Annotated in this window: 19 protein-coding genes and 7 tRNA genes; 24 read left to right on the top strand and 2 right to left on the bottom strand. The window is 49.0% G+C overall.

All coding sequences use genetic code 11. The features are described from left to right. Positions 1-11: 11 nt before the first annotated feature. The 17 genes from N179_RS16255 to N179_RS16175 all read left to right on the top strand — a co-directional run bounded on the left by N179_RS16255 (position 12) and on the right by N179_RS16175 (position 10,948). Positions 12-86, top strand: a tRNA-Asn gene (locus N179_RS16255). Positions 87-88: 2 nt separating this feature from the next. After that, a tRNA-Glu gene (locus N179_RS16250) sits at positions 89-163 on the top strand. 13 nt (positions 164-176) lie between these two features. Next, positions 177-249: transfer RNA gene (locus N179_RS16245), tRNA-Thr, on the top strand. A 38-nt stretch (positions 250-287) separates the two neighbouring features. Next, positions 288-371: transfer RNA gene (locus N179_RS16240), tRNA-Tyr, on the top strand. Between the two features lie 4 nt (positions 372-375). Further along, positions 376-448: transfer RNA gene (locus N179_RS16235), tRNA-Lys, on the top strand. 6 nt (positions 449-454) lie between these two features. Further along, positions 455-526: transfer RNA gene (locus N179_RS16230), tRNA-Gly, on the top strand. A 9-nt stretch (positions 527-535) separates the two neighbouring features. Next, positions 536-611, top strand: a tRNA-Ala gene (locus tag N179_RS16225). A gap of 211 nt (positions 612-822) precedes the next feature. After that, positions 823-1,731 (top strand): arginase, encoded by a 909-nt coding sequence (gene rocF, locus N179_RS16220; RefSeq protein WP_023466659.1) that lies wholly within the window; start codon positions 823-825, stop codon positions 1,729-1,731. Between the two features lie 125 nt (positions 1,732-1,856). Continuing rightward, positions 1,857-2,420: an RNA polymerase sigma factor SigW gene (gene sigW / locus N179_RS16215; protein WP_023466660.1), complete on the top strand. Its 564-nt coding sequence runs from the start codon at positions 1,857-1,859 to the stop codon at positions 2,418-2,420. 16 nt (positions 2,421-2,436) lie between these two features. Then, positions 2,437-3,057 carry an anti-sigma factor gene (locus N179_RS16210; RefSeq protein ID WP_023466661.1) on the top strand — a complete coding sequence of 207 codons (621 nt, stop codon included), beginning with the start codon at positions 2,437-2,439 and terminating at the stop codon, positions 3,055-3,057. A gap of 79 nt (positions 3,058-3,136) precedes the next feature. Continuing rightward, positions 3,137-3,997: a diadenylate cyclase CdaA gene (gene cdaA / locus N179_RS16205; protein WP_023466663.1), complete on the top strand. Its 861-nt coding sequence runs from the start codon at positions 3,137-3,139 to the stop codon at positions 3,995-3,997. Further along, complete coding sequence (locus N179_RS16200) at positions 3,997-5,283, top strand: CdaR family protein (protein ID WP_023466665.1); 1,287 nt, start codon at positions 3,997-3,999, stop codon at positions 5,281-5,283. The genes cdaA and N179_RS16200 overlap by 1 nt, the downstream gene beginning before the upstream one ends. Positions 5,284-5,312: 29 nt before the next feature. After that, entirely contained in the window at positions 5,313-6,668 is a 1,356-nt protein-coding gene (gene glmM, locus N179_RS16195) for a phosphoglucosamine mutase (RefSeq protein WP_023466667.1), read from the top strand. Positions 6,669-7,080: 412 nt separating this feature from the next. Further along, the gene (gene glmS, locus N179_RS16190) at positions 7,081-8,877 is read left to right on the top strand and encodes a glutamine--fructose-6-phosphate transaminase (isomerizing) (RefSeq protein WP_023466669.1); all 1,797 of its coding nucleotides are present in this window, start codon (positions 7,081-7,083) and stop codon (positions 8,875-8,877) included. A gap of 75 nt (positions 8,878-8,952) precedes the next feature. Continuing rightward, entirely contained in the window at positions 8,953-9,519 is a 567-nt protein-coding gene (locus tag N179_RS16185) for a hypothetical protein (RefSeq protein ID WP_075643170.1), read from the top strand. A gap of 23 nt (positions 9,520-9,542) precedes the next feature. After that, positions 9,543-10,310, top strand: coding sequence for an alpha/beta hydrolase (locus N179_RS16180; RefSeq protein WP_075643169.1), 768 nt, complete (start codon positions 9,543-9,545; stop codon positions 10,308-10,310). A 38-nt stretch (positions 10,311-10,348) separates the two neighbouring features. Further along, positions 10,349-10,948 (top strand): short chain dehydrogenase, encoded by a 600-nt coding sequence (locus N179_RS16175; protein WP_075643168.1) that lies wholly within the window; start codon positions 10,349-10,351, stop codon positions 10,946-10,948. 37 nt (positions 10,949-10,985) lie between these two features. Here N179_RS16175 and N179_RS17000 read toward each other — a convergent pair whose 3' ends face one another. Then, a complete protein-coding gene (locus tag N179_RS17000; RefSeq protein WP_023466676.1) occupies positions 10,986-11,159 on the bottom strand; it encodes a hypothetical protein in 174 nt (57 codons plus the stop codon). Positions 11,160-11,288: 129 nt separating this feature from the next. Between N179_RS17000 and N179_RS16170 the strand changes: the two genes are divergently transcribed. The 4 genes from N179_RS16170 to N179_RS16155 all read left to right on the top strand — a co-directional run bounded on the left by N179_RS16170 (position 11,289) and on the right by N179_RS16155 (position 14,292). Beyond that, complete coding sequence (locus tag N179_RS16170) at positions 11,289-11,849, top strand: isochorismatase family protein (RefSeq protein WP_075643167.1); 561 nt, start codon at positions 11,289-11,291, stop codon at positions 11,847-11,849. A gap of 13 nt (positions 11,850-11,862) precedes the next feature. Then, positions 11,863-12,345: a GNAT family N-acetyltransferase gene (locus tag N179_RS16165; protein WP_075643166.1), complete on the top strand. Its 483-nt coding sequence runs from the start codon at positions 11,863-11,865 to the stop codon at positions 12,343-12,345. Beyond that, positions 12,342-13,235, top strand: coding sequence for a phosphotransferase family protein (locus tag N179_RS16160; protein ID WP_075643165.1), 894 nt, complete (start codon positions 12,342-12,344; stop codon positions 13,233-13,235). The genes N179_RS16165 and N179_RS16160 overlap by 4 nt, the downstream gene beginning before the upstream one ends. A gap of 64 nt (positions 13,236-13,299) precedes the next feature. Next, on the top strand, positions 13,300-14,292 hold the full coding sequence (locus N179_RS16155) for an NAD(P)/FAD-dependent oxidoreductase (RefSeq protein WP_058265404.1): 993 nt from the start codon (positions 13,300-13,302) through the stop codon (positions 14,290-14,292). 61 nt (positions 14,293-14,353) lie between these two features. On the opposite strand, the gene N179_RS16150 is transcribed toward N179_RS16155, so the two are convergent. Beyond that, the gene (locus N179_RS16150) at positions 14,354-14,686 is read right to left on the bottom strand and encodes a winged helix-turn-helix transcriptional regulator (RefSeq protein ID WP_244150248.1); all 333 of its coding nucleotides are present in this window, start codon (positions 14,684-14,686) and stop codon (positions 14,354-14,356) included. A 122-nt stretch (positions 14,687-14,808) separates the two neighbouring features. Here N179_RS16150 and N179_RS16145 point away from each other — a divergent pair, with 122 nt between their 5' ends. The 3 genes from N179_RS16145 (at position 14,809) to N179_RS16135 (ending at position 17,208) form a co-directional block, all read left to right on the top strand. Beyond that, complete coding sequence (locus N179_RS16145; protein ID WP_075643163.1) at positions 14,809-15,663, top strand: SDR family oxidoreductase; 855 nt, start codon at positions 14,809-14,811, stop codon at positions 15,661-15,663. 74 nt (positions 15,664-15,737) lie between these two features. Then, positions 15,738-16,592, top strand: a complete 855-nt coding sequence (locus tag N179_RS16140; protein WP_075643162.1) for a PPK2 family polyphosphate kinase — start codon at positions 15,738-15,740, stop codon at positions 16,590-16,592. A gap of 190 nt (positions 16,593-16,782) precedes the next feature. Beyond that, positions 16,783-17,208 carry a DMT family transporter gene (locus N179_RS16135; RefSeq protein WP_023466686.1) on the top strand — a complete coding sequence of 142 codons (426 nt, stop codon included), beginning with the start codon at positions 16,783-16,785 and terminating at the stop codon, positions 17,206-17,208. Positions 17,209-17,218 lie beyond the last annotated feature (10 nt).

Below are 17,218 nucleotides of genomic sequence, written 5' to 3'. Positions count from 1 at the left end.
ATTTAATTTATTCCGCAATAGCTCAGTGGTAGAGCAACCGGCTGTTAACCGGTAGGTCGTAGGTTCAAATCCTACTTGCGGAGCCAATGGCCCGTTGGTCAAGCGGTTAAGACACCGCCCTTTCACGGCGGTAACACGGGTTCGAATCCCGTACGGGTCACCATTATACTTTTTGTGCCGGTGTAGCTCAGCTGGTAGAGCAACTGACTTGTAATCAGTAGGTCGCGGGTTCGACTCCTGTTGCCGGCACTGTTTTTTCTCAATCGTATAAGTTTCCTAGACAAACTGGGGGGGTAGCGAAGTGGCTAAACGCGGCGGACTGTAAATCCGCTCCCTCGGGTTCGGCGGTTCGAATCCGCCCCCCCCCACCATGTCGAGCCATTAGCTCAGTTGGTAGAGCATCTGACTTTTAATCAGAGGGTCGCAGGTTCGAATCCTGCATGGCTCATTTCTTGCGGAAGTAGTTCAGTGGTAGAATACGACCTTGCCAAGGTCGGGGTCGCGGGTTCGAATCCCGTCTTCCGCTTTTTCTTTCGGGGCCTTAGCTCAGCTGGGAGAGCGCCTGCCTTGCACGCAGGAGGTCAGCGGTTCGATCCCGCTAGGCTCCACCAATTTTATTTAAAGATCTTAAGCGAGTTTCGTTCGTCTTAAGTTTTTTTTATATGAAATGCCAAGCATAACCAGAGTACGTACGCAAGAACACCGTGATTCCCTTCACGGTGTTTTTTTGTATATTCATGCGTTTTTTTGTTGAGTTGAACCACTCGTTTGTTACCGCTTACAATACATGTAGAAGTGACTATGACATAGGGGGAATATCGTATGAACATCGCGTATATCAGCGTACCGTACCGTTATGGACAAGGAAAGCCAGGCACTGAACACGGACCTGCTGCTGTCGAAAAAGCCGGTCTACTCGCGACACTTGAAGCACGGGGACAAGAAGCAGTACGCTACGGGGAAGCGGCTGTCTTATCCGAGGATGCAGTCCGGGAAGAAGATCCGAAGCTAAAACGTCTTGAAGGCGTCGTCCATACGACGAATGACTTGCACCTGATCGTACGTGACGCGTTATCGGAGCAACGTTTTCCGTTATTAGTCGGTGGCGATCACAGCATGGCGATCGGAACGATTGCAGGGTTACGTCAGACTGTACCCCGTCTTGGTGTCATCTGGTTCGATGCACACGGTGATTTGAATACACCGGAAACATCACCGTCTGGCAATATTCACGGCATGCCGCTCGCTGTCGCCCTTGGGGAAGGACATCAGCGTTTAACGGAAGTCGGAGGAACCGATGTCAAACTGCAACCGGAACATCTCGTCTTCATCGGATTACGTGACGTTGATCCAGGCGAACAAGAGCTGATTGATCGTCTTGGTATTCGTGTCTATGATATGGAAGCGATCCGAACTCGGGGAATGGACGCGATCATGGAAGAAGCGATTGCCTATTTGAAGGAAACGACGGATGCGTTCTATCTTAGCTTTGATATGGATGGTCTCGATCCATCACTCGTCGTCGGTACCGGAACACGTGTCGCCGACGGTATTTTCTTAGACGATGCGAAGACAGTGCTCCAGCATTGCGCAACGGCAGAAGACTTCATTGCAGCTGAATTCGTTGAAGTGAATCCGTTGCTTGAAGAAGGAAACGGAACAGCAGAACTTGCGAATGAACTAATCGGAGATCTACTTTTGGCAATGGAAACACATCGCTTAGTAAAATAATGGATAGAACTTGAACTCTTTTCATCGGGGTTCAAGTTTTTTTTGTTACAATTTAAAAGGAGATGAAACATTTATCGGTCGACTTCGTATAAGAGATTGACCGCATAGAGCGGGGGGTATTCAAAGTGGAAGAAACGACACTACGCTTAATTGAGCGAGTGAAACAGGGAGACCGTGATGCATTCGCGGCACTTGTTGATCTATATAAGGAAGGTGCCTTTCTTGTGGCTTTCCGTGTCTTGCGCGATCGAATGGAAGCGGAGGATGCGACACAGGAAGCCTTCATCCGTGTATTTACGAAAATTGATTCGTATAATGCACAATGGAAGTTCCGGACTTGGTTGTACCGAATCGTCACGAACGTATCGATTGACCGATTACGGAAAAAGAAACCTGATTATTCTCTTGATGCTGAGATGTCAGGTACTGAAGGACTGACATTGTATTCACAACTCGAGAGCAAGGACACCTTGCCGGAGGACCAAGTGGTCGATAACGAGCAACGAAACGAAGTCGGGGACGCGATTGCGGCTTTACCAGAAAAATACCGTGTCCCACTCGTCCTGAAATATGTAGAGGATCTTTCGCTAAAGGAAATCAGTGAAATGATCGAATTACCTGTCGCTACTGTCAAAACTAGAATTCATCGTGGACGAGAAGCGCTGAAGAAGCATTTTGCCAAACGATGAGAAGGAGGAACTCACCATGTCACGAGAGCATGTACATGAACGGATCCAGGATTATTTAGACCAAAACCAACCACCTGAGGAATTCGAGCGATTAGAAGCAGAGTTACGAGAAGTAGACGCGATGGACGAGTTCGAAGAGTATCGGCTCCTTGATGCTCGACTGCGTCAACTTCCAGCGCCTAAATTATCGGCAGATTTTACATCCCGCGTGCTGGCACAATTGCCTGAACAGGTGGAGACGCCAAGCGCTGCTTTGCTGCACCAACCGCAACCGTCTCGTTTTGGAGGGAAGATGAAGCAATATCCATTGCTCGCGGCAGCGGCTGTTTTCTTACTTTTGTCGGTCGGTAGCCTTGGTGGTTATATGGCACAGGAAGAACATGACTTATCTTATACGAATGCACCAGGCATCGTCGCTCAAAATGGTGAGGTCGTTGTCCCGAAAGGTGTCACGGTCGATCAAGATCTCTATGTCGAAGGCGGGAACGTCCGCATCGAAGGGAAAGTCAATGGCGACGTCATGACCGTTGACGGGAAAGCGTACACGGCGAGTGCTGGTAGCGTGACCGGAGAAATCAAGGAAATCGATCAATTATTCGAACGCGTATGGTACGGAATCAAGCGTCTATTTCAATAATCAGCTGGGACGAGTCGAACTCGTCCCTTTGTGCTATAATGGAAACTGTTTAAATCAGATGAGTTAGGGGGCACGGTTGGTGAATTACTTCAGCTGGCAACCACTTCAATTTCAATTGTTGAAACTGGGAGAAAACGTACATTGGTACGATTATATTAATGACGTGATTGATATTGCGGTCGTGACGTTCGTCATTTACCGTCTCATGATCATCGTCAAAGGAACAAAAGCGGTCCAGCTCATTAAAGGGATCTCGGTCATTTTGATCAGTTGGTTCCTGAGTGGCTTTTTTGGACTCAAAACACTGCAATTCTTACTGAATCAAATCATCACCTATGGGTTACTGGGGATTATCATCATCTTCCAGCCCGAACTCCGGCGTGGACTGGAACATTTAGGACGAACGAGTAAATTCTTCTCGCGTAGTGCGGTCAGTGATGAAGATGAACAAATTCGAATCGTCGATGCGCTCGTATCGTCTGCTCAGTACATGTCAAAACGGCGTATTGGGGCACTCGTGACGATTGAACGGGAGACTGGACTGAGTGAATACGTGGAGACGGGTATTCCGCTCGGCTCACAAATCACGAGTCAGTTGCTGATCAACTTGTTCATTCCGAATACACCCTTACATGATGGTGCCGTCATCGTCCAGCAAGGCAAGTTAGCAGCAGCCGCTTGTTACTTACCGCTGTCTGAGAGTGCACATATCTCAAAAGAGCTTGGAACACGTCACCGCGCAGCAATTGGTGTCAGTGAGGTGACGGATAGTGTCACGCTCGTCGTCTCGGAAGAAACGGGTGGTGTCTCACTCGCCATCAATGGACGTCTATACCGGGAACTCGACGAAGAATCCTTGCGGACGAAGTTACTTGAGACGATCGTCAAGGCCGAACCGACGAATACTTCCTTCTTGAACTGGATGGGGGCGAAAAAATAATGTTCGAAAAGTGGTTCAATGAGCGCTGGTTTTTACGCATCGTTGCCGTTGCCTTAGCCGTCATGTTGTATTTGATGGTCGCAGGTTCGAATACGACGGGAAAAAGCGATGCCGCTAGTCTGTTACCGATCGCAGGACAAGGCTCGACGAAGTTTGACGTACCGGTCACGGTCCAGTATGATGAATCGCAATGGGTCGCCTATAATATTCCAAATACGATGGAGGTCACCGTTAAAGGTCCTTCGAGTAGCTTGACGATGCTCCGGCTTGTTCAGGATTTTGGATTATCGATTGATTTGAAAGGTCTCGACCCGGGCTATCATCGTGTCCGTGTCACACCGACTGGCTTTGGAAAAGATGTCGAAGTGACGCCGAAACAACAGACGATCGAAGTCTTCCTCGATAAGAAAATTACGAAAGAAGTACCGGTACAAGTCGCCTTACTCAATAAAAACAAAATCGCTGAAGGATATGTCGCTGGGGAAGCGCAACCGAACCAACAAACTGTTGAAGTCACGGGAGGCGCGGAGAAGTTACAGGCGATTTCAGCAATCCAAGTACCGATTGATGTGACCGGTCGGGCAGAGACGTTCAAAGAGACGTTCAATGCTAAAGCGACGGATGCGAACGGGAATACGATTAATGCATCTTATCAACCGGAGCAATTAGAAATCACAGTACCGATCTATAAGGAAAGTAAGACGGTACCAATCAATGTGAAGACAAAAGACAACGTCAAAAAAGGGTATACCGTTGTCAAGATCGTTCCCGTCACGACGGAAGCTCGTCTATATGGAACAAAAGAAGAGTTGGAACGGATTGGTTCCGTTGATACAGAAGCGGTCTCGCTTAAGGGATTGACGAAGACGACGGAAAAAACCGTCAAACTCGTGGAACCGGAAAACGCGACGGCGATGGATCCGACACAGGTTACCGTCAATATCGTCGTTGAAAAGGAAAACGCGAAATCGACGACAGAAACCGTCGAGGATCGAGCAGAGAAAACGATCCCGGGTGTGACGGTCACATTGAACGGGTTTGATGAGTCGAAGTATACGATTGATTATAACCAAACGATGGATGTCGTTGTCCGTGGGAAAGAATCGGATCTAGCATCGATTGATGCGACGGACATTAAAGCGGTCATCGACGTGACAGGACTAAAAGAAGGAACACATGGATTGCCGATTTCATACCAGACGTCGAAAGCCTTCGATGTCTTGCGTCCGGATAACATGGATGTCACGTTAAAAGCCGTGCCTCGGACATCCGTTCCGACCAATTAAAACAAATTAGTGAAATGAGGAAATAACATATGGGTAAGTATTTTGGAACTGACGGCGTACGCGGCGTCGCAAACGTAGAATTGACACCGGAACTGGCGTATCGCCTCGGTCGAACAGGTGGTTACGTGTTAACAAAACACGAAAGCACACGACCTAAAGTCTTAATTGGACGCGATACACGTGTTTCTGGTCAAATGCTTGAGAACGCACTTATCGCGGGTCTGTTATCGATCGGTGCAGAAGTCATGCGTCTAGGTGTCATCTCGACACCAGGTGTCGCGTATCTGACAAAAACAATGGATGCGACAGCAGGAGTCATGATTTCCGCGTCGCACAATCCAGTAGAAGATAACGGGATCAAGTTCTTCGGATCAGACGGCTTTAAGCTTGATGACGCAACAGAACTTGAAATTGAAGCATTACTCGATGAAGCAGAAGATACATTGCCACGCCCAGCCGGAAAAGAACTCGGCTTCGTTCATGATTATTTTGAGGGTGCACAAAAGTATCTGCATATGCTTCGTCAGACATCGGATGAAGATTTCTCAGGCATCCATGTCGCGATTGACGGTGCACACGGAGCGACGTCAAGCCTCGCACCACGTCTATTTGGTGACTTGGAAGCAGAAGTATCGACGATCGGAACGAATCCGAACGGACTCAACATCAATGATGGTGTCGGTTCGACACACCCTGAACACCTTGCTGCCTTCGTCAAAGAAAAGAGCGCAGATGTCGGTTTGTCATTTGATGGCGACGGCGATCGCTTGATTGCAGTCGATGAGAACGGCGATATCGTCGATGGTGATAAAATCATGTTCATCTGCGGGAAATACTTGAACGAACTTGGTCGTCTGAAAGACAACACGATCGTTGCGACGGTCATGAGTAACCTCGGTTTTCATAAAACCGTCAAAGAAAACGGGATGACGGCGCTTCAGACAGCAGTCGGTGACCGTTATGTCGTCGAAGAGATGCGTAAGAACGACTATACGCTCGGTGGCGAACAGTCGGGGCACATCATCTTCATGGATTACTCAACGACAGGAGACGGCATGTTGTCAGGCGTCCAGTTGTTGCAAATCATGAAAGCGACAGGGAAGAAGTTATCAGAACTCGCAGCTGAGATGCCGATCTTCCCACAACGTCTCGTCAATATCCGTGTTTCAGATAAAAATGGCGCAATGAGCGGTCCTGCTGTACAAGCAATCATTGCGGAAGTTGAAGCGGAAATGGCGGGGAACGGACGGATCCTCGTTCGTGCGTCAGGAACAGAACCACTCGTTCGTGTCATGGCGGAAGCTCCGACACAAGAAGCGTGTGATGCGTACGTCGAGCGGATCGCGAATGTCGTTCGTGAGAACTATGCGTTACAAGAAAACTAAGAAACCCGAAGCAGAGCGATTGCTCTGCTTCTTTTTTTACAATTATTTTAGAAAAACAGCTTGAGATTTTTACAAAAAATAGGGATTATACGTATTGATTAGTGAAATATCGGGAATAGTTACAACTACGTTACCTTTCTTGCTTTTTCAAAGTAAAGTTCGTATGATGGTGAAGTCGGACAGAAACGGGGTCAGACGGAACTAAAAAGCGCCAGGGCTTTCTTCGTAGGTTGAAAGCTGACGAGGTGGAGGTTTATCGAATCATTCGGCGGATGCCTCCCGGTACCAGATCCATACCGTAAATCGTTCTGAAATCGTCCAAGTGATTGGACGGACAAACAGACCGATCGGGATCCTCTCAACAAGAGCCGTTTCCTCTTTAGGGAAATACTTGTAAATGGAGAGATGTAACATGTGCGGAATCGTAGGTATGATCGGACAGGTCAACACGAAAGAAATTTTATTAAAAGGTCTCGAGAAGCTCGAGTACCGCGGCTATGACTCGGCAGGTCTTGCGTTCGTCAACGACGGCGTCCAAGTCCACAAAGAAGTTGGCCGGATTGCTGCGCTACGCGAAGTCGTTCCTGCTGAGGCAGACGGCACAGTCGGAATCGGACATACACGTTGGGCGACACACGGTGTCCCAAGTGTACCAAACGCGCACCCACACCAAAGTGCGTCAGCACGTTTCACACTCGTGCACAACGGTGTCATCGAAAACGATGAGCAACTAAAAGCAGAATTGAACGTCGATCTCCTGAGCGACACGGATACAGAAGTCATCGTTCAGATGATTGAAAAGAACTTCAACGAGACAGGTGACGTCGCGGAAGCATTCCGTCAAACACTCCGTGTCTTGCATGGTTCGTATGCCCTCGCGTTGATCGATGCTGAAAATCCAGACGTCTTATACGTCGCGAAAAACAAATCACCACTTCTCGTCGGTCTCGGTGATGGTACGTTCAACGTCGTCGCTTCAGACGCAATGGCAATGTTGCAAGTAACGGATCAATTCGTTGAGTTGCATGATGGTGAGATGATCATCTTGACGCGTGATAGCGTGACGATCCAAGATCTCGACGGGAACGTCCAAGAGCGTGAAGCGTACACGGCTGAAATCGATGCATCAGATATCGAAAAAGGAACGTACGCGCACTATATGCTCAAAGAGATGGATGAGCAACCAGCAGTCATCCGGAACATCGTTCAAAAATATCAAAACGAAGCAGGCGACATCACACTCGATCAATCAGTCCGTGATCTCGTACTTGGTCGTGACCGCGTCTACATCATCGGTTGCGGAACAAGCTACCATGCTGGTTTGATCGGAAAACAGTTGATCGAACAAATCGCAGGCATCCCGACAGAAGTGCACATCTCTTCTGAGTTCGGATACAACATGCCATTATTGACAGAGAAACCGCTCTTCCTCTTCCTTTCACAATCAGGTGAAACAGCGGATAGCCGTGCTGTTCTCGTCGAAGCGAAGAAACTCGGTCACCCGGCACTGACAATCACGAACGTTCCAGGATCAACATTGTCACGTGAAGCTAACGCAACATTGTTACTCCATGCAGGTCCAGAAATCGCTGTTGCTTCAACAAAAGCGTATACAGCTCAAATCGCTGTTCTTGCTGTCCTTGCGTTTGACCTTGCTCAAGCAAAAGGGGTTGCCGTCAACTTCGATCTTATGAAGGAACTCGGTAAAATCTCAAGTGCGATGGAGTCGGTCATGTCTCAAAAGGATCGCTTCCAAGAAATCGCGACAGAATACTTGTCTGAGTCACGCAACGCGTTCTTCATCGGTCGTGGACAAGATGCATACGTCGGGATGGAAGGCGCATTGAAACTTAAAGAGATCTCGTATATCCAAGCAGAAGGATACGCGGGTGGAGAGCTCAAGCACGGTCCGATCGCTTTGATTGAAGACAACACACCGGTCATCGCGCTCGTGACACAACCACACGTTCATCTCAACAACCGTGGGAATATCAAGGAAGTCGTCGCACGTGGGGCAAATGCGTGTGTCATCGCAGCAGAAGGTCTTGAATTGCCAACAGATGCATTCGTCATCCCAGCAGTCGAGCCACTCTTGTCACCACTCTTGTCGGTCTTACCACTTCAATTAATCTCATACTACGCGGCCCTCGGTCGCGACTGTGACGTCGATAAGCCACGTAACTTGGCGAAGTCGGTAACGGTTGAATAAGGAAACAAATCGACTCCAAATGACAGGCGTGTAAGCGTCTGTCGTTTGGAGTTTTTATATTAGGAGGAGAACGAGATGAATCGCTGGATCACCGCATTTCCTAAACGATACGAACAGGATGTTCGGGTCGTTAAAGCGTTTCTACAGTTTGGATGGACACGCTTATCACCAGGGACAATTAAAGTGAAGATAGAGCACGAAGATATACAGATCCCGATGCGTGTATATGTGTCAGAAATCGACTCGGAGCGGATTAAGAAGCTGACGTCGACGCAACAGACGATTTTATATTGCCTTTACACCCGTCACCATGATGGTCATGTTCGTGAGCAGTATCTTCAGCAGTTACTTAAAAACCATCCACACGACGGATGGGTTCTTGCCTATATCATCGAACTTGCTAGTGAATACGTCCGTGACATCGTCGATATCATCGTACCCGCAATCGAGCAATGGGATCCGGAAGTGAAGCGGCGATTCGTCGAGGATGATCCGGCATACATGAAGCGAATCGAAGACCGGATGATCAGTTACTGGAATGCTTATTATCGGTCAAGTGGCGAACGACGATCCGAAGCGGACTACCCAGGCTTTCGGATTATAGAATCGTTACGGGAGGATGCTTCGGTAGAGGAAGTGTGAAGAGATGAAAAGGAGGGGCGCACTTGATTACAAAATCAAAGAATCTGTACTTAGAAGGACCCGGACCTGCTGTTTTGTTGTTACCTAGTTTTACTGGAAGTGCGAATGAGATGCGGGGACTCGCTCGTTTTTTACATGCAGCCGGCTATACCTGTTACGCGCCCAATTACGCCGGGCACGGGGAATCGCCGGAGCGTTTGTTTGCGACGACGATCGAAGACGTCTGGCAGTCCGCGCAAGTCGGACTCGCGTTTTTACAAGATCGAGGACACAACGACATCTTTTTGATCGGACAATCACTCGGTGGAGTGATAGCACTTCGACTGGCAGAACAGTCAGGATGCGCTGGACTCATCTTACTCTCGACGCCGATTCTTGAGCGGACGATTGCGGGACTCGAGCACCGCGTCCGTCGGTATACAGAACGGTATTTTCAATTTGACGATCGTTCGCCAGAGTGGATCTTAGATTTTGTCGACCGTCATTTTCCACGCCCGGAAAAAGACTTACGGGCACTGCAACAGTTTATCCTCGACACAGGAGTCGTCTTGCCGAAGATCACACATCCCATCGCTCTATTCCTTGGCGCCTTAGATGATGCGGTCTATCATGCAAGTCTCGAGCGAATCGAAACGACAGTGCCGAGCCGAGATCAGAAAAAGGTCCTTCTTCCGAACAGTAAACATCTACTGACACTCGATCGGGACAAACAACGTTTGTTCGAAGAAATCCTCGTCTTCTTAAAGACCCATCCGGTACATTCCTTGAAACCATCAGCTGCTGTGCAGTAGGCTAGATAGGTAAGCTAGATGTGAAAGGGGAAGGGATCATGCGAATTTTAGTAGTAGGGGCAAGTGGAACGATTGGGCAGGCAGTCGTCGAACGGCTGAGTGAGCGACATGACATCATTCGTGCCGGACGAAGCGGAGCGGATGTGCAAGTCGACATCACATCAGAAGCAAGTATTCGGGCGATGTATGAAACAGTCGGTTCTGTTGATGCCGTTATCAGTGCGACAGGTGGCGCTCATTTTGGTCCATTGACGGACTTAACACCGGAGCTCAATCAAATCGGAATCGACAGTAAACTAAAAGGTCAGGTCAATCTCGTCTTACTTGGTTTGGAATCGGTACGAGACGGGGGAAGTTTTACGCTGACGACCGGCATCATGATGGATGATCCGATTCGTCAAGGCGCATCCGCTGCGCTTGCGAACGGTGGGGTCAAAGCGTTCGTTCACGCAGCAGCGATCGAGATGCCACGAGGTATTCGGATCAACAGTGTCAGTCCGAACGTACTGATCGAGTCGCTTGAAAAATACGGACCCTTCTTCCGTGGTTTTGAAGCCGTTCCGGCGTCACGTGTCGCGACGGCGTTTGAGAAAAGTGTCGAAGGGGCACAGACGGGTCAAAATTACGAAGTCTATTAACTAAAAAAGCAGATAGCGAAAATCGCTATCTGCTTTTTTATAGACCGGATAGGACATAACGTTCGATCCCGAATAATAAGAGAGTGATCCCGAGACAAATGAGTAAGTTGCGGACGAACCAACGACCTGTCATAGTCCGGTTCATGATCAGCTTCTCCAGTGTCAGATTGACGAGAAGCACACATAAGAAGATGACGCCAAACCAAATCATCCAGACACATCCTTTCCTTCTCCTTAACGAATCCAACAGCTAAAAAGTTTCGTGTCTGTCAGGAGCAGGAAATCATTCAGAAGAACGGGAAGGAAACAAGCAGTCGATTTTACAAGGAGGAACATGACGATGAAACAAGCAGTCCTAGTGATTGATTTTCAACAGGAACTCGTCGACGGGAACACGGAAGAACGTCCGGTATACTTAAAAGAGCAAGTCGCGCATGTCATCGAAGCGGTCGTACTTGAAGCAGACGAACGAAACGTTCCGGTCGTTTTCATTCGGGATTTGGACGTCGCTGGCGGAACAGGACCTGGGTTTGCAGTCCATGACTCGATTCCCGTTCCAACGTCCAGTGTCACGTTCGATAAAGCGGCGACGAATTCGTTTCATGGCACCCCCTTGCTTGATTATCTACGCCAAGCATCGATTGAACATCTGATCGTCTTAGGCTGTAAGACGGAACACTGCATCGATACCGCGGTGCGCAGTGCGACGGTGCATGGCTTTGATGTCACACTCGTCGCCGACGGGCATACGACGAACGGCTCCGATGTCCTGACGCCGGAGCAAATGATCGCTCACCATAATCAAGTCTTGCACGGTCATTATAACGTCGAACACTTTGCGATTGTTCGTCCGTCGACGGAAGATGTCTTCACCCCAACCCACAATGACTACCGGACATGAAGAGGAGAATAAGATGATTGAATTACGAAAAATAACAGCATCCGATTACGATCGCTACGCGACGCTCGTCCAAGATGAACGTGTCATGCGTTACATCACGGAACAGGCATTAACAGATACGGAAACGAAACAACGCTTTGACCGAATTCTTGAACAACAGCAGCACGACCGACTCGGATCGTATCTGATTTATACCGAAGAGACATGGATTGGAATCGGGCACATGACCCGAAGTCAAACGCAACCGTTTGAAGCAGAGCTCGGTTACATGCTGTTACCCGATCAGTGGGGACGTGGATACGGCACAGCAATTGCAGAGCGTCTCTTACAGTTGGCGACAGAAGAAGAGCTACAGGTCGTCACAGCGACGATTGATCCAGCGCATGAAGCGTCGCGCCGTATTTTGATCGGATTAGGTTTTGAATCGACCTATGTTGGACCGATTGACGGTCTACCAGGTGAAACGCTACAGAAAATAGTGGGAACGACGGAATGACGCGAGACGAATGGATTGAACATTTTCAACTTGACGTCGCAGCATGCGCGACTGTCGACGAATCGTATAGTTCTGAAGTCGATCGTCTCGTCCTAACGGATGGTCAGGTCGTTTTCTTAAAGCGCCCTTATACGGCTGAAAAGTGGTACCGGGAACATGGTTGGATTCATGCACTAGAACGATTTGTACCCGTGCCGCACATCTTAGCTGAAGCAGCTCCCGGGCAGACGACAGGGGCGTTCGTACTTGCTGCCTTACCGGGACAGGCACCGATCACGATGACTAAAAAATTGGCGTACGAAATTGGTCGAACGCTCGCAATGCTGCATACGTGTACAGGAGAAGCTTACGGCGAGTATACGGAAGATGGATTTTATGCCTATCCGGTTCAGGACTGGCGACGCTTCCGGAATGAAAAACTCGATGGATTCATGCCGTTCATCACGACCGAACTCGATCCGGTTTTTTTAGAGAACATCCAAACAGAGTTAGTCAGACGAGAACAGTCGTTACCGGAGCCTTCACGTCCCGTTGCCACACATTGTGACTTCCGCCTAGCAAATTTACTGACGGTAGGTGATCAAGTCACAGGGGTGATCGATTTCGAGACGACCCGCTACGGGGCCGTCGAGATGGACTTCAAGAAGATCGTCCGTAATCTCAATACGTTCGGTTCCATTTACGTCACGGCATTTCAAGAAGGATACGCGATGTTACACCCAGACGTGCCGATCGAGACGTATCTAGCATACTATCGTTTGTGGGAAGCACTCACGGCCGTTGGGTGGTGCATCAAACGTGGACTAGAAGAGCACCGGGCGTTCTTTGAGGAGAACATCATGCTCATCGATCAGGAATTACAGACGACGAGCATATCGGACGGGTATTGATTCACCCATGTCTTGGAAGAAACCTCTATACTTAGGGAAATGAGGAATATGAGGGGGAAGCGAGATGACAGGGAAACGAATCGGAATCATCGGTGGTGGACTCGCCGGAATCTTTGCGGCACGTCAATTGCAGGCAGCAGGACATGCTGTTGAAATCATCGAAAAAAGCCAGAGCGTCGGGGGGCGAATGGCAACTCGTCGGATTGATGAAGGAACAGCGGATCATGGTGCCGTCTTCTTCACGGTTCGGACGGAAGAGTTAGGACGCGAAGTCGACGAATGGCTTGAGAAGGGATGGGTTCGTAAGTGGTTCGGAACGGATTTTCCACGCTATGTCGCAACGAACGGTATGAATCAACTCGTACAAGCGATTGGTCGAGGGATTCCCGTTCAGTTGAATGAGCAGGTCACGCATATTACGGCAACAGAGGATGAACTCGTCACACAAGCGACGGATCATCAAGGTACGTATGATGCGTTACTCGTGACGGCGCCTGTGCCGCAAGCATATGAACTGTTGCAGTCTTCTGATCTGGCGCTTGGAGATGACGATCATGAGCAGTTACGCCAAGTGACGTTCGAGCCGACATTCGTGGGTCTGTTTGAAATCAAAGAGCGACTGACGATCGGAGAAGTCGGCCTACAAGACGAACAACTTGTCGATGGGATGTTAAAACTCGTCAATAATGCCGAAAAGCAGATTTCGAAGACGACACTCTTGAGCGTCTATATGACAGCCCGCTTCAGTGAAGACTGGTACGAGCGTCCGGAAGAAGAGACACTCGCTGAAGTCGAGCGGCTGTTACAACAGCAACTCGGACCGGTGACGATTGTTTCGCGTCAGCTCAAACGTTGGCGTTACGCTCAGGCACGTGCGGTTTACCGGACACCGCATTTGAAACTAGCGGCACATCCGCTTTGGCTTGCCGGGGATGCGTTCCTTGAAGCCGATGATGCGTCAGGGCGGACGCGCGTCGAGAGTGCTGTCATCTCCGGATTACGCGTCGCAGAGGCGATTGATACCCACTTACGTCAGACGGTGACAGCGACGGAATGAACGACAACATGCACTTCTTTTCTGAATCGAGAAGAAGCGCATGTTTTTTTGTTACTCACGATCATTCCCCCTGGAAGTGTTGCTCACTCCAAGCTGCCATTTGGTCAAGAATCGGTAAAAAACTATGTCCGGCATCCGTCAGGGAATATTCAACGCGAGGAGGAACTTCGCCAAAGACGTGTCGTTGAACCAAACCGTCCGCCTCGAGCTCGCGAAGCTGACGCGTTAATGTTCCTTTAGAGATGCCTGTTAATTGTTGCAGTTCATGAAAACGATGCGTCCCGTGTGTCAGGTGCCAGAGCAAGATGATCTTCCATTTGCCAGCGACCATCTGTTGGACCCGAGTGACTGGACAAGCTGTCCGTTGATTAGTCGTTGAATCGAATACAGCCACGTTCATCCTCTCCCATTGGTTCGTTTTGAGGGACCTAGTTTCAGATAAGTGCCTACTTTTTTTAGTGTATCACCTGGCGTATCATGAAGAACAACATCAAACTTCAAAGGAGTGGTTTCATCATGAAATGGTTAATTACAGGAGCAACCGGAAAATTAGGTGCGCGGATCGTGCAACATCTCAGTGATCAAGTCGGCGACGAACATGTAGCGGTTAGTGTCCGTGACGTTGAAAAAGCAGCGTCGCTTGCAGCGCAAGGAATCGACGTCCGGCATGGTGATTTCGATCAGCCGGAAACACTCGGACACGCGTTTCAAGGCATCGATCGTCTGCTAATCATCTCGACGGACGGTGAAGAAGCAACACGGATCCGGCAACACCAAGCCGCTGTCACGGCAGCACAAGCGGCAGGCGTCAAGCTGATCGGCTATACGAGCATCGCTAATGCGGCACATAGCACGAACGGACTTGCGCGAACACATCGGGTCACAGAAGAAGCGATTCAAGCGACAGGTATCCCGTATGTCTTTTTCCGCAACAACTGGTATCTCGAAAATGAACTCGGAACGATTGATGCCGTTTCACAAGGCGCAGACTGGTTAACGGCAGCAGGTGAAGGCAAAGTCGGATGGGCGTTACAAGATGAGTATGCGTTGGCGATTGCGACGGGGCTGACGCTTGAACATCCAAAAGCAATCTATGAACTCTCTGGACCATTGCATACACAAGCAGAACTCGCGACTGCAGTCGGAACAGTGCTTAACCGATCGGTCGCTGTAGATGAAGTAGATGGCGCGACCTATGGCGAGCGGATGCAAGCAGCTGGCTTACCTGACTTCTTGATTCCAATGCTGACGGGTATCCAGGCAGATATCGCAGCCGGAACTCTGGCAGTAGAAAGTACTGATTTTAAAGCATTACTCGGTCGTCCTGTGACGACGCTAGAAGAGGGAGTCCGTCTGCTTTTGAAAAGATAAGTTCATCTGAACGTTTTTGGGATGAACGAGTAGGGTAAACCCCCTTTAGAAGCAATTAAAGGAGGAGCCCTACCATGAAACTGTCATCCTATCGTGTCAAGGAAGGCGAGCAAGTCTCGTTTTCGAATTACCCGACATCAGAAAAACATGAGATTTCGGAAGCGGAATTGCGAGAGAAGCGAATTCCGAAAAGTGTCGAGACGTTACAAGAGTTACACTGGCGTTTGCATGCCGAAGAGAAGAACGGCGTCCTCGTCATCCTGCAAGCGATTGATGCAGCGGGGAAGGATGAGGCGATCAGCTACATCTTTTCTAACCTAAACGCACAAGGACTCCGGACGATTTCCGTCAAAAAACCGTCGGATACGGAGCAAAAACATGACTATCTATGGCGGATCCACGAAGGACTACCGGAAAAAGGCGAAGTCGGCATCTTGAACCGCTCCTATTATGAGGAAGTCATTGCGCCACGAATCCATGATTTGCTCGAGGAGGAAGAAAAGCCGGATGACGGAGATGTGTGGCAAATGCGCTATCGCCAAATCAATGACTTTGAACGCTATCTCGTCGAGAACGGCTTCCGGGTCGTCAAGTTTTTGTTCCACGTCTCAAAAGAGGAGCAACGTCAACGATTGTTGACTCGTCTGAAGGATCCAAAGAAAAACTTCGAATTCTCGTTCAGTGATATTGAAGAACGCAAGCACTGGGACGAATACCATGAGATTTTTGCTGAACTCGTCTCGGCGACGTCGACATCGTATGCACCGTGGTATATCTTGCCGGCGGATGACGAATGGTATTCGCGCTATATCGTTACTGAAGTCATGAATGAGGTCCTGAAAGAAATTGATCCGCAATATCCGAAGTTGTCGGAAGAGGATCAGGAACAACTAGATGAAGCAATTAAACGATTGGAAGAAGAAGCATAAATCATTTACACCAAAAGCGATTGTTCTCTTGCTGAGAAGAATCGCTTTTTTGATACACTTGGCTTTGTATGAAATCCTTTTTAGTCAACATAAAGTCTGAACTTCTAAATATCTCAGGACAAATGTCCTGTTCAAATCAGAAGGACTCTCGTTAAATGAAAGTATCATGGAACAAGAGAGGAGTATGCACATGCGTGGTGTCTTATTTGCGATTGCTGGTGGCTTTTTCTTAACGCTTCAAAGTGTCGCTAATGCTCGGATTAGTCAAACAATCGGGACGTGGCAAGCGGCGACGATCACCCAGATGACCGGGTTCATCGTTGCGATCCTCTTAGCGATCGTCTTACGGGATCGCAGTTTTTCAGCGATGCGACGTGTCAAACCGCTCTATCTGGCAGGAGGTGCCTTTGCGGCGATCATATTATTCAGCAACATGACGGCTGTCCACCGGATGGGCGTGACTTTGACGATTTCGCTCTTTTTATTGGCGCAATTAGCGCTGGCACTCTGGATTGACGGAAGAGGCTGGTTCGGCGTCATGAAACGTCGACTGCGGGGTCCGCAGATCATCGGCATCTTGATGATGGTCGCAGGCATCTTCATCTTAAAGAGCTAAGGAGGAGAAG

Origin of the sequence: Exiguobacterium indicum HHS 31, from assembly GCF_001939065.1 — a bacterium.
GTDB classification, from domain to species: Bacteria; Bacillota; Bacilli; order Exiguobacteriales; family Exiguobacteriaceae; genus Exiguobacterium_A; species Exiguobacterium_A indicum.
The sequence above is the reverse complement of the archived record's forward strand: the minus strand, read 5'-3'. Positions and strand labels throughout refer to the sequence as shown.

Coding starts and splice junctions, on each gene's coding strand:
- N179_RS16210 (WP_023466661.1), top strand. CDS start 2,437: ATGTCACGAGAGCATGTACATGAACGGATCCAGGATTATTTAGACCAA.
- N179_RS16165 (WP_075643166.1), top strand. CDS start 11,863: ATGATTGAATTACGAAAAATAACAGCATCCGATTACGATCGCTACGCG.
- N179_RS16185 (WP_075643170.1), top strand. CDS start 8,953: ATGAATCGCTGGATCACCGCATTTCCTAAACGATACGAACAGGATGTT.
- glmM (WP_023466667.1), top strand. CDS start 5,313: ATGGGTAAGTATTTTGGAACTGACGGCGTACGCGGCGTCGCAAACGTA.
- N179_RS16160 (WP_075643165.1), top strand. CDS start 12,342: ATGACGCGAGACGAATGGATTGAACATTTTCAACTTGACGTCGCAGCA.
- rocF (WP_023466659.1), top strand. CDS start 823: ATGAACATCGCGTATATCAGCGTACCGTACCGTTATGGACAAGGAAAG.
- N179_RS16140 (WP_075643162.1), top strand. CDS start 15,738: ATGAAACTGTCATCCTATCGTGTCAAGGAAGGCGAGCAAGTCTCGTTT.
- N179_RS16170 (WP_075643167.1), top strand. CDS start 11,289: ATGAAACAAGCAGTCCTAGTGATTGATTTTCAACAGGAACTCGTCGAC.
- N179_RS16200 (WP_023466665.1), top strand. CDS start 3,997: ATGTTCGAAAAGTGGTTCAATGAGCGCTGGTTTTTACGCATCGTTGCC.
- N179_RS16155 (WP_058265404.1), top strand. CDS start 13,300: ATGACAGGGAAACGAATCGGAATCATCGGTGGTGGACTCGCCGGAATC.
- glmS (WP_023466669.1), top strand. CDS start 7,081: ATGTGCGGAATCGTAGGTATGATCGGACAGGTCAACACGAAAGAAATT.
- N179_RS16145 (WP_075643163.1), top strand. CDS start 14,809: ATGAAATGGTTAATTACAGGAGCAACCGGAAAATTAGGTGCGCGGATC.
- N179_RS16175 (WP_075643168.1), top strand. CDS start 10,349: ATGCGAATTTTAGTAGTAGGGGCAAGTGGAACGATTGGGCAGGCAGTC.
- N179_RS17000 (WP_023466676.1), bottom strand. CDS start 11,159: ATGATTTGGTTTGGCGTCATCTTCTTATGTGTGCTTCTCGTCAATCTG.
- N179_RS16135 (WP_023466686.1), top strand. CDS start 16,783: ATGCGTGGTGTCTTATTTGCGATTGCTGGTGGCTTTTTCTTAACGCTT.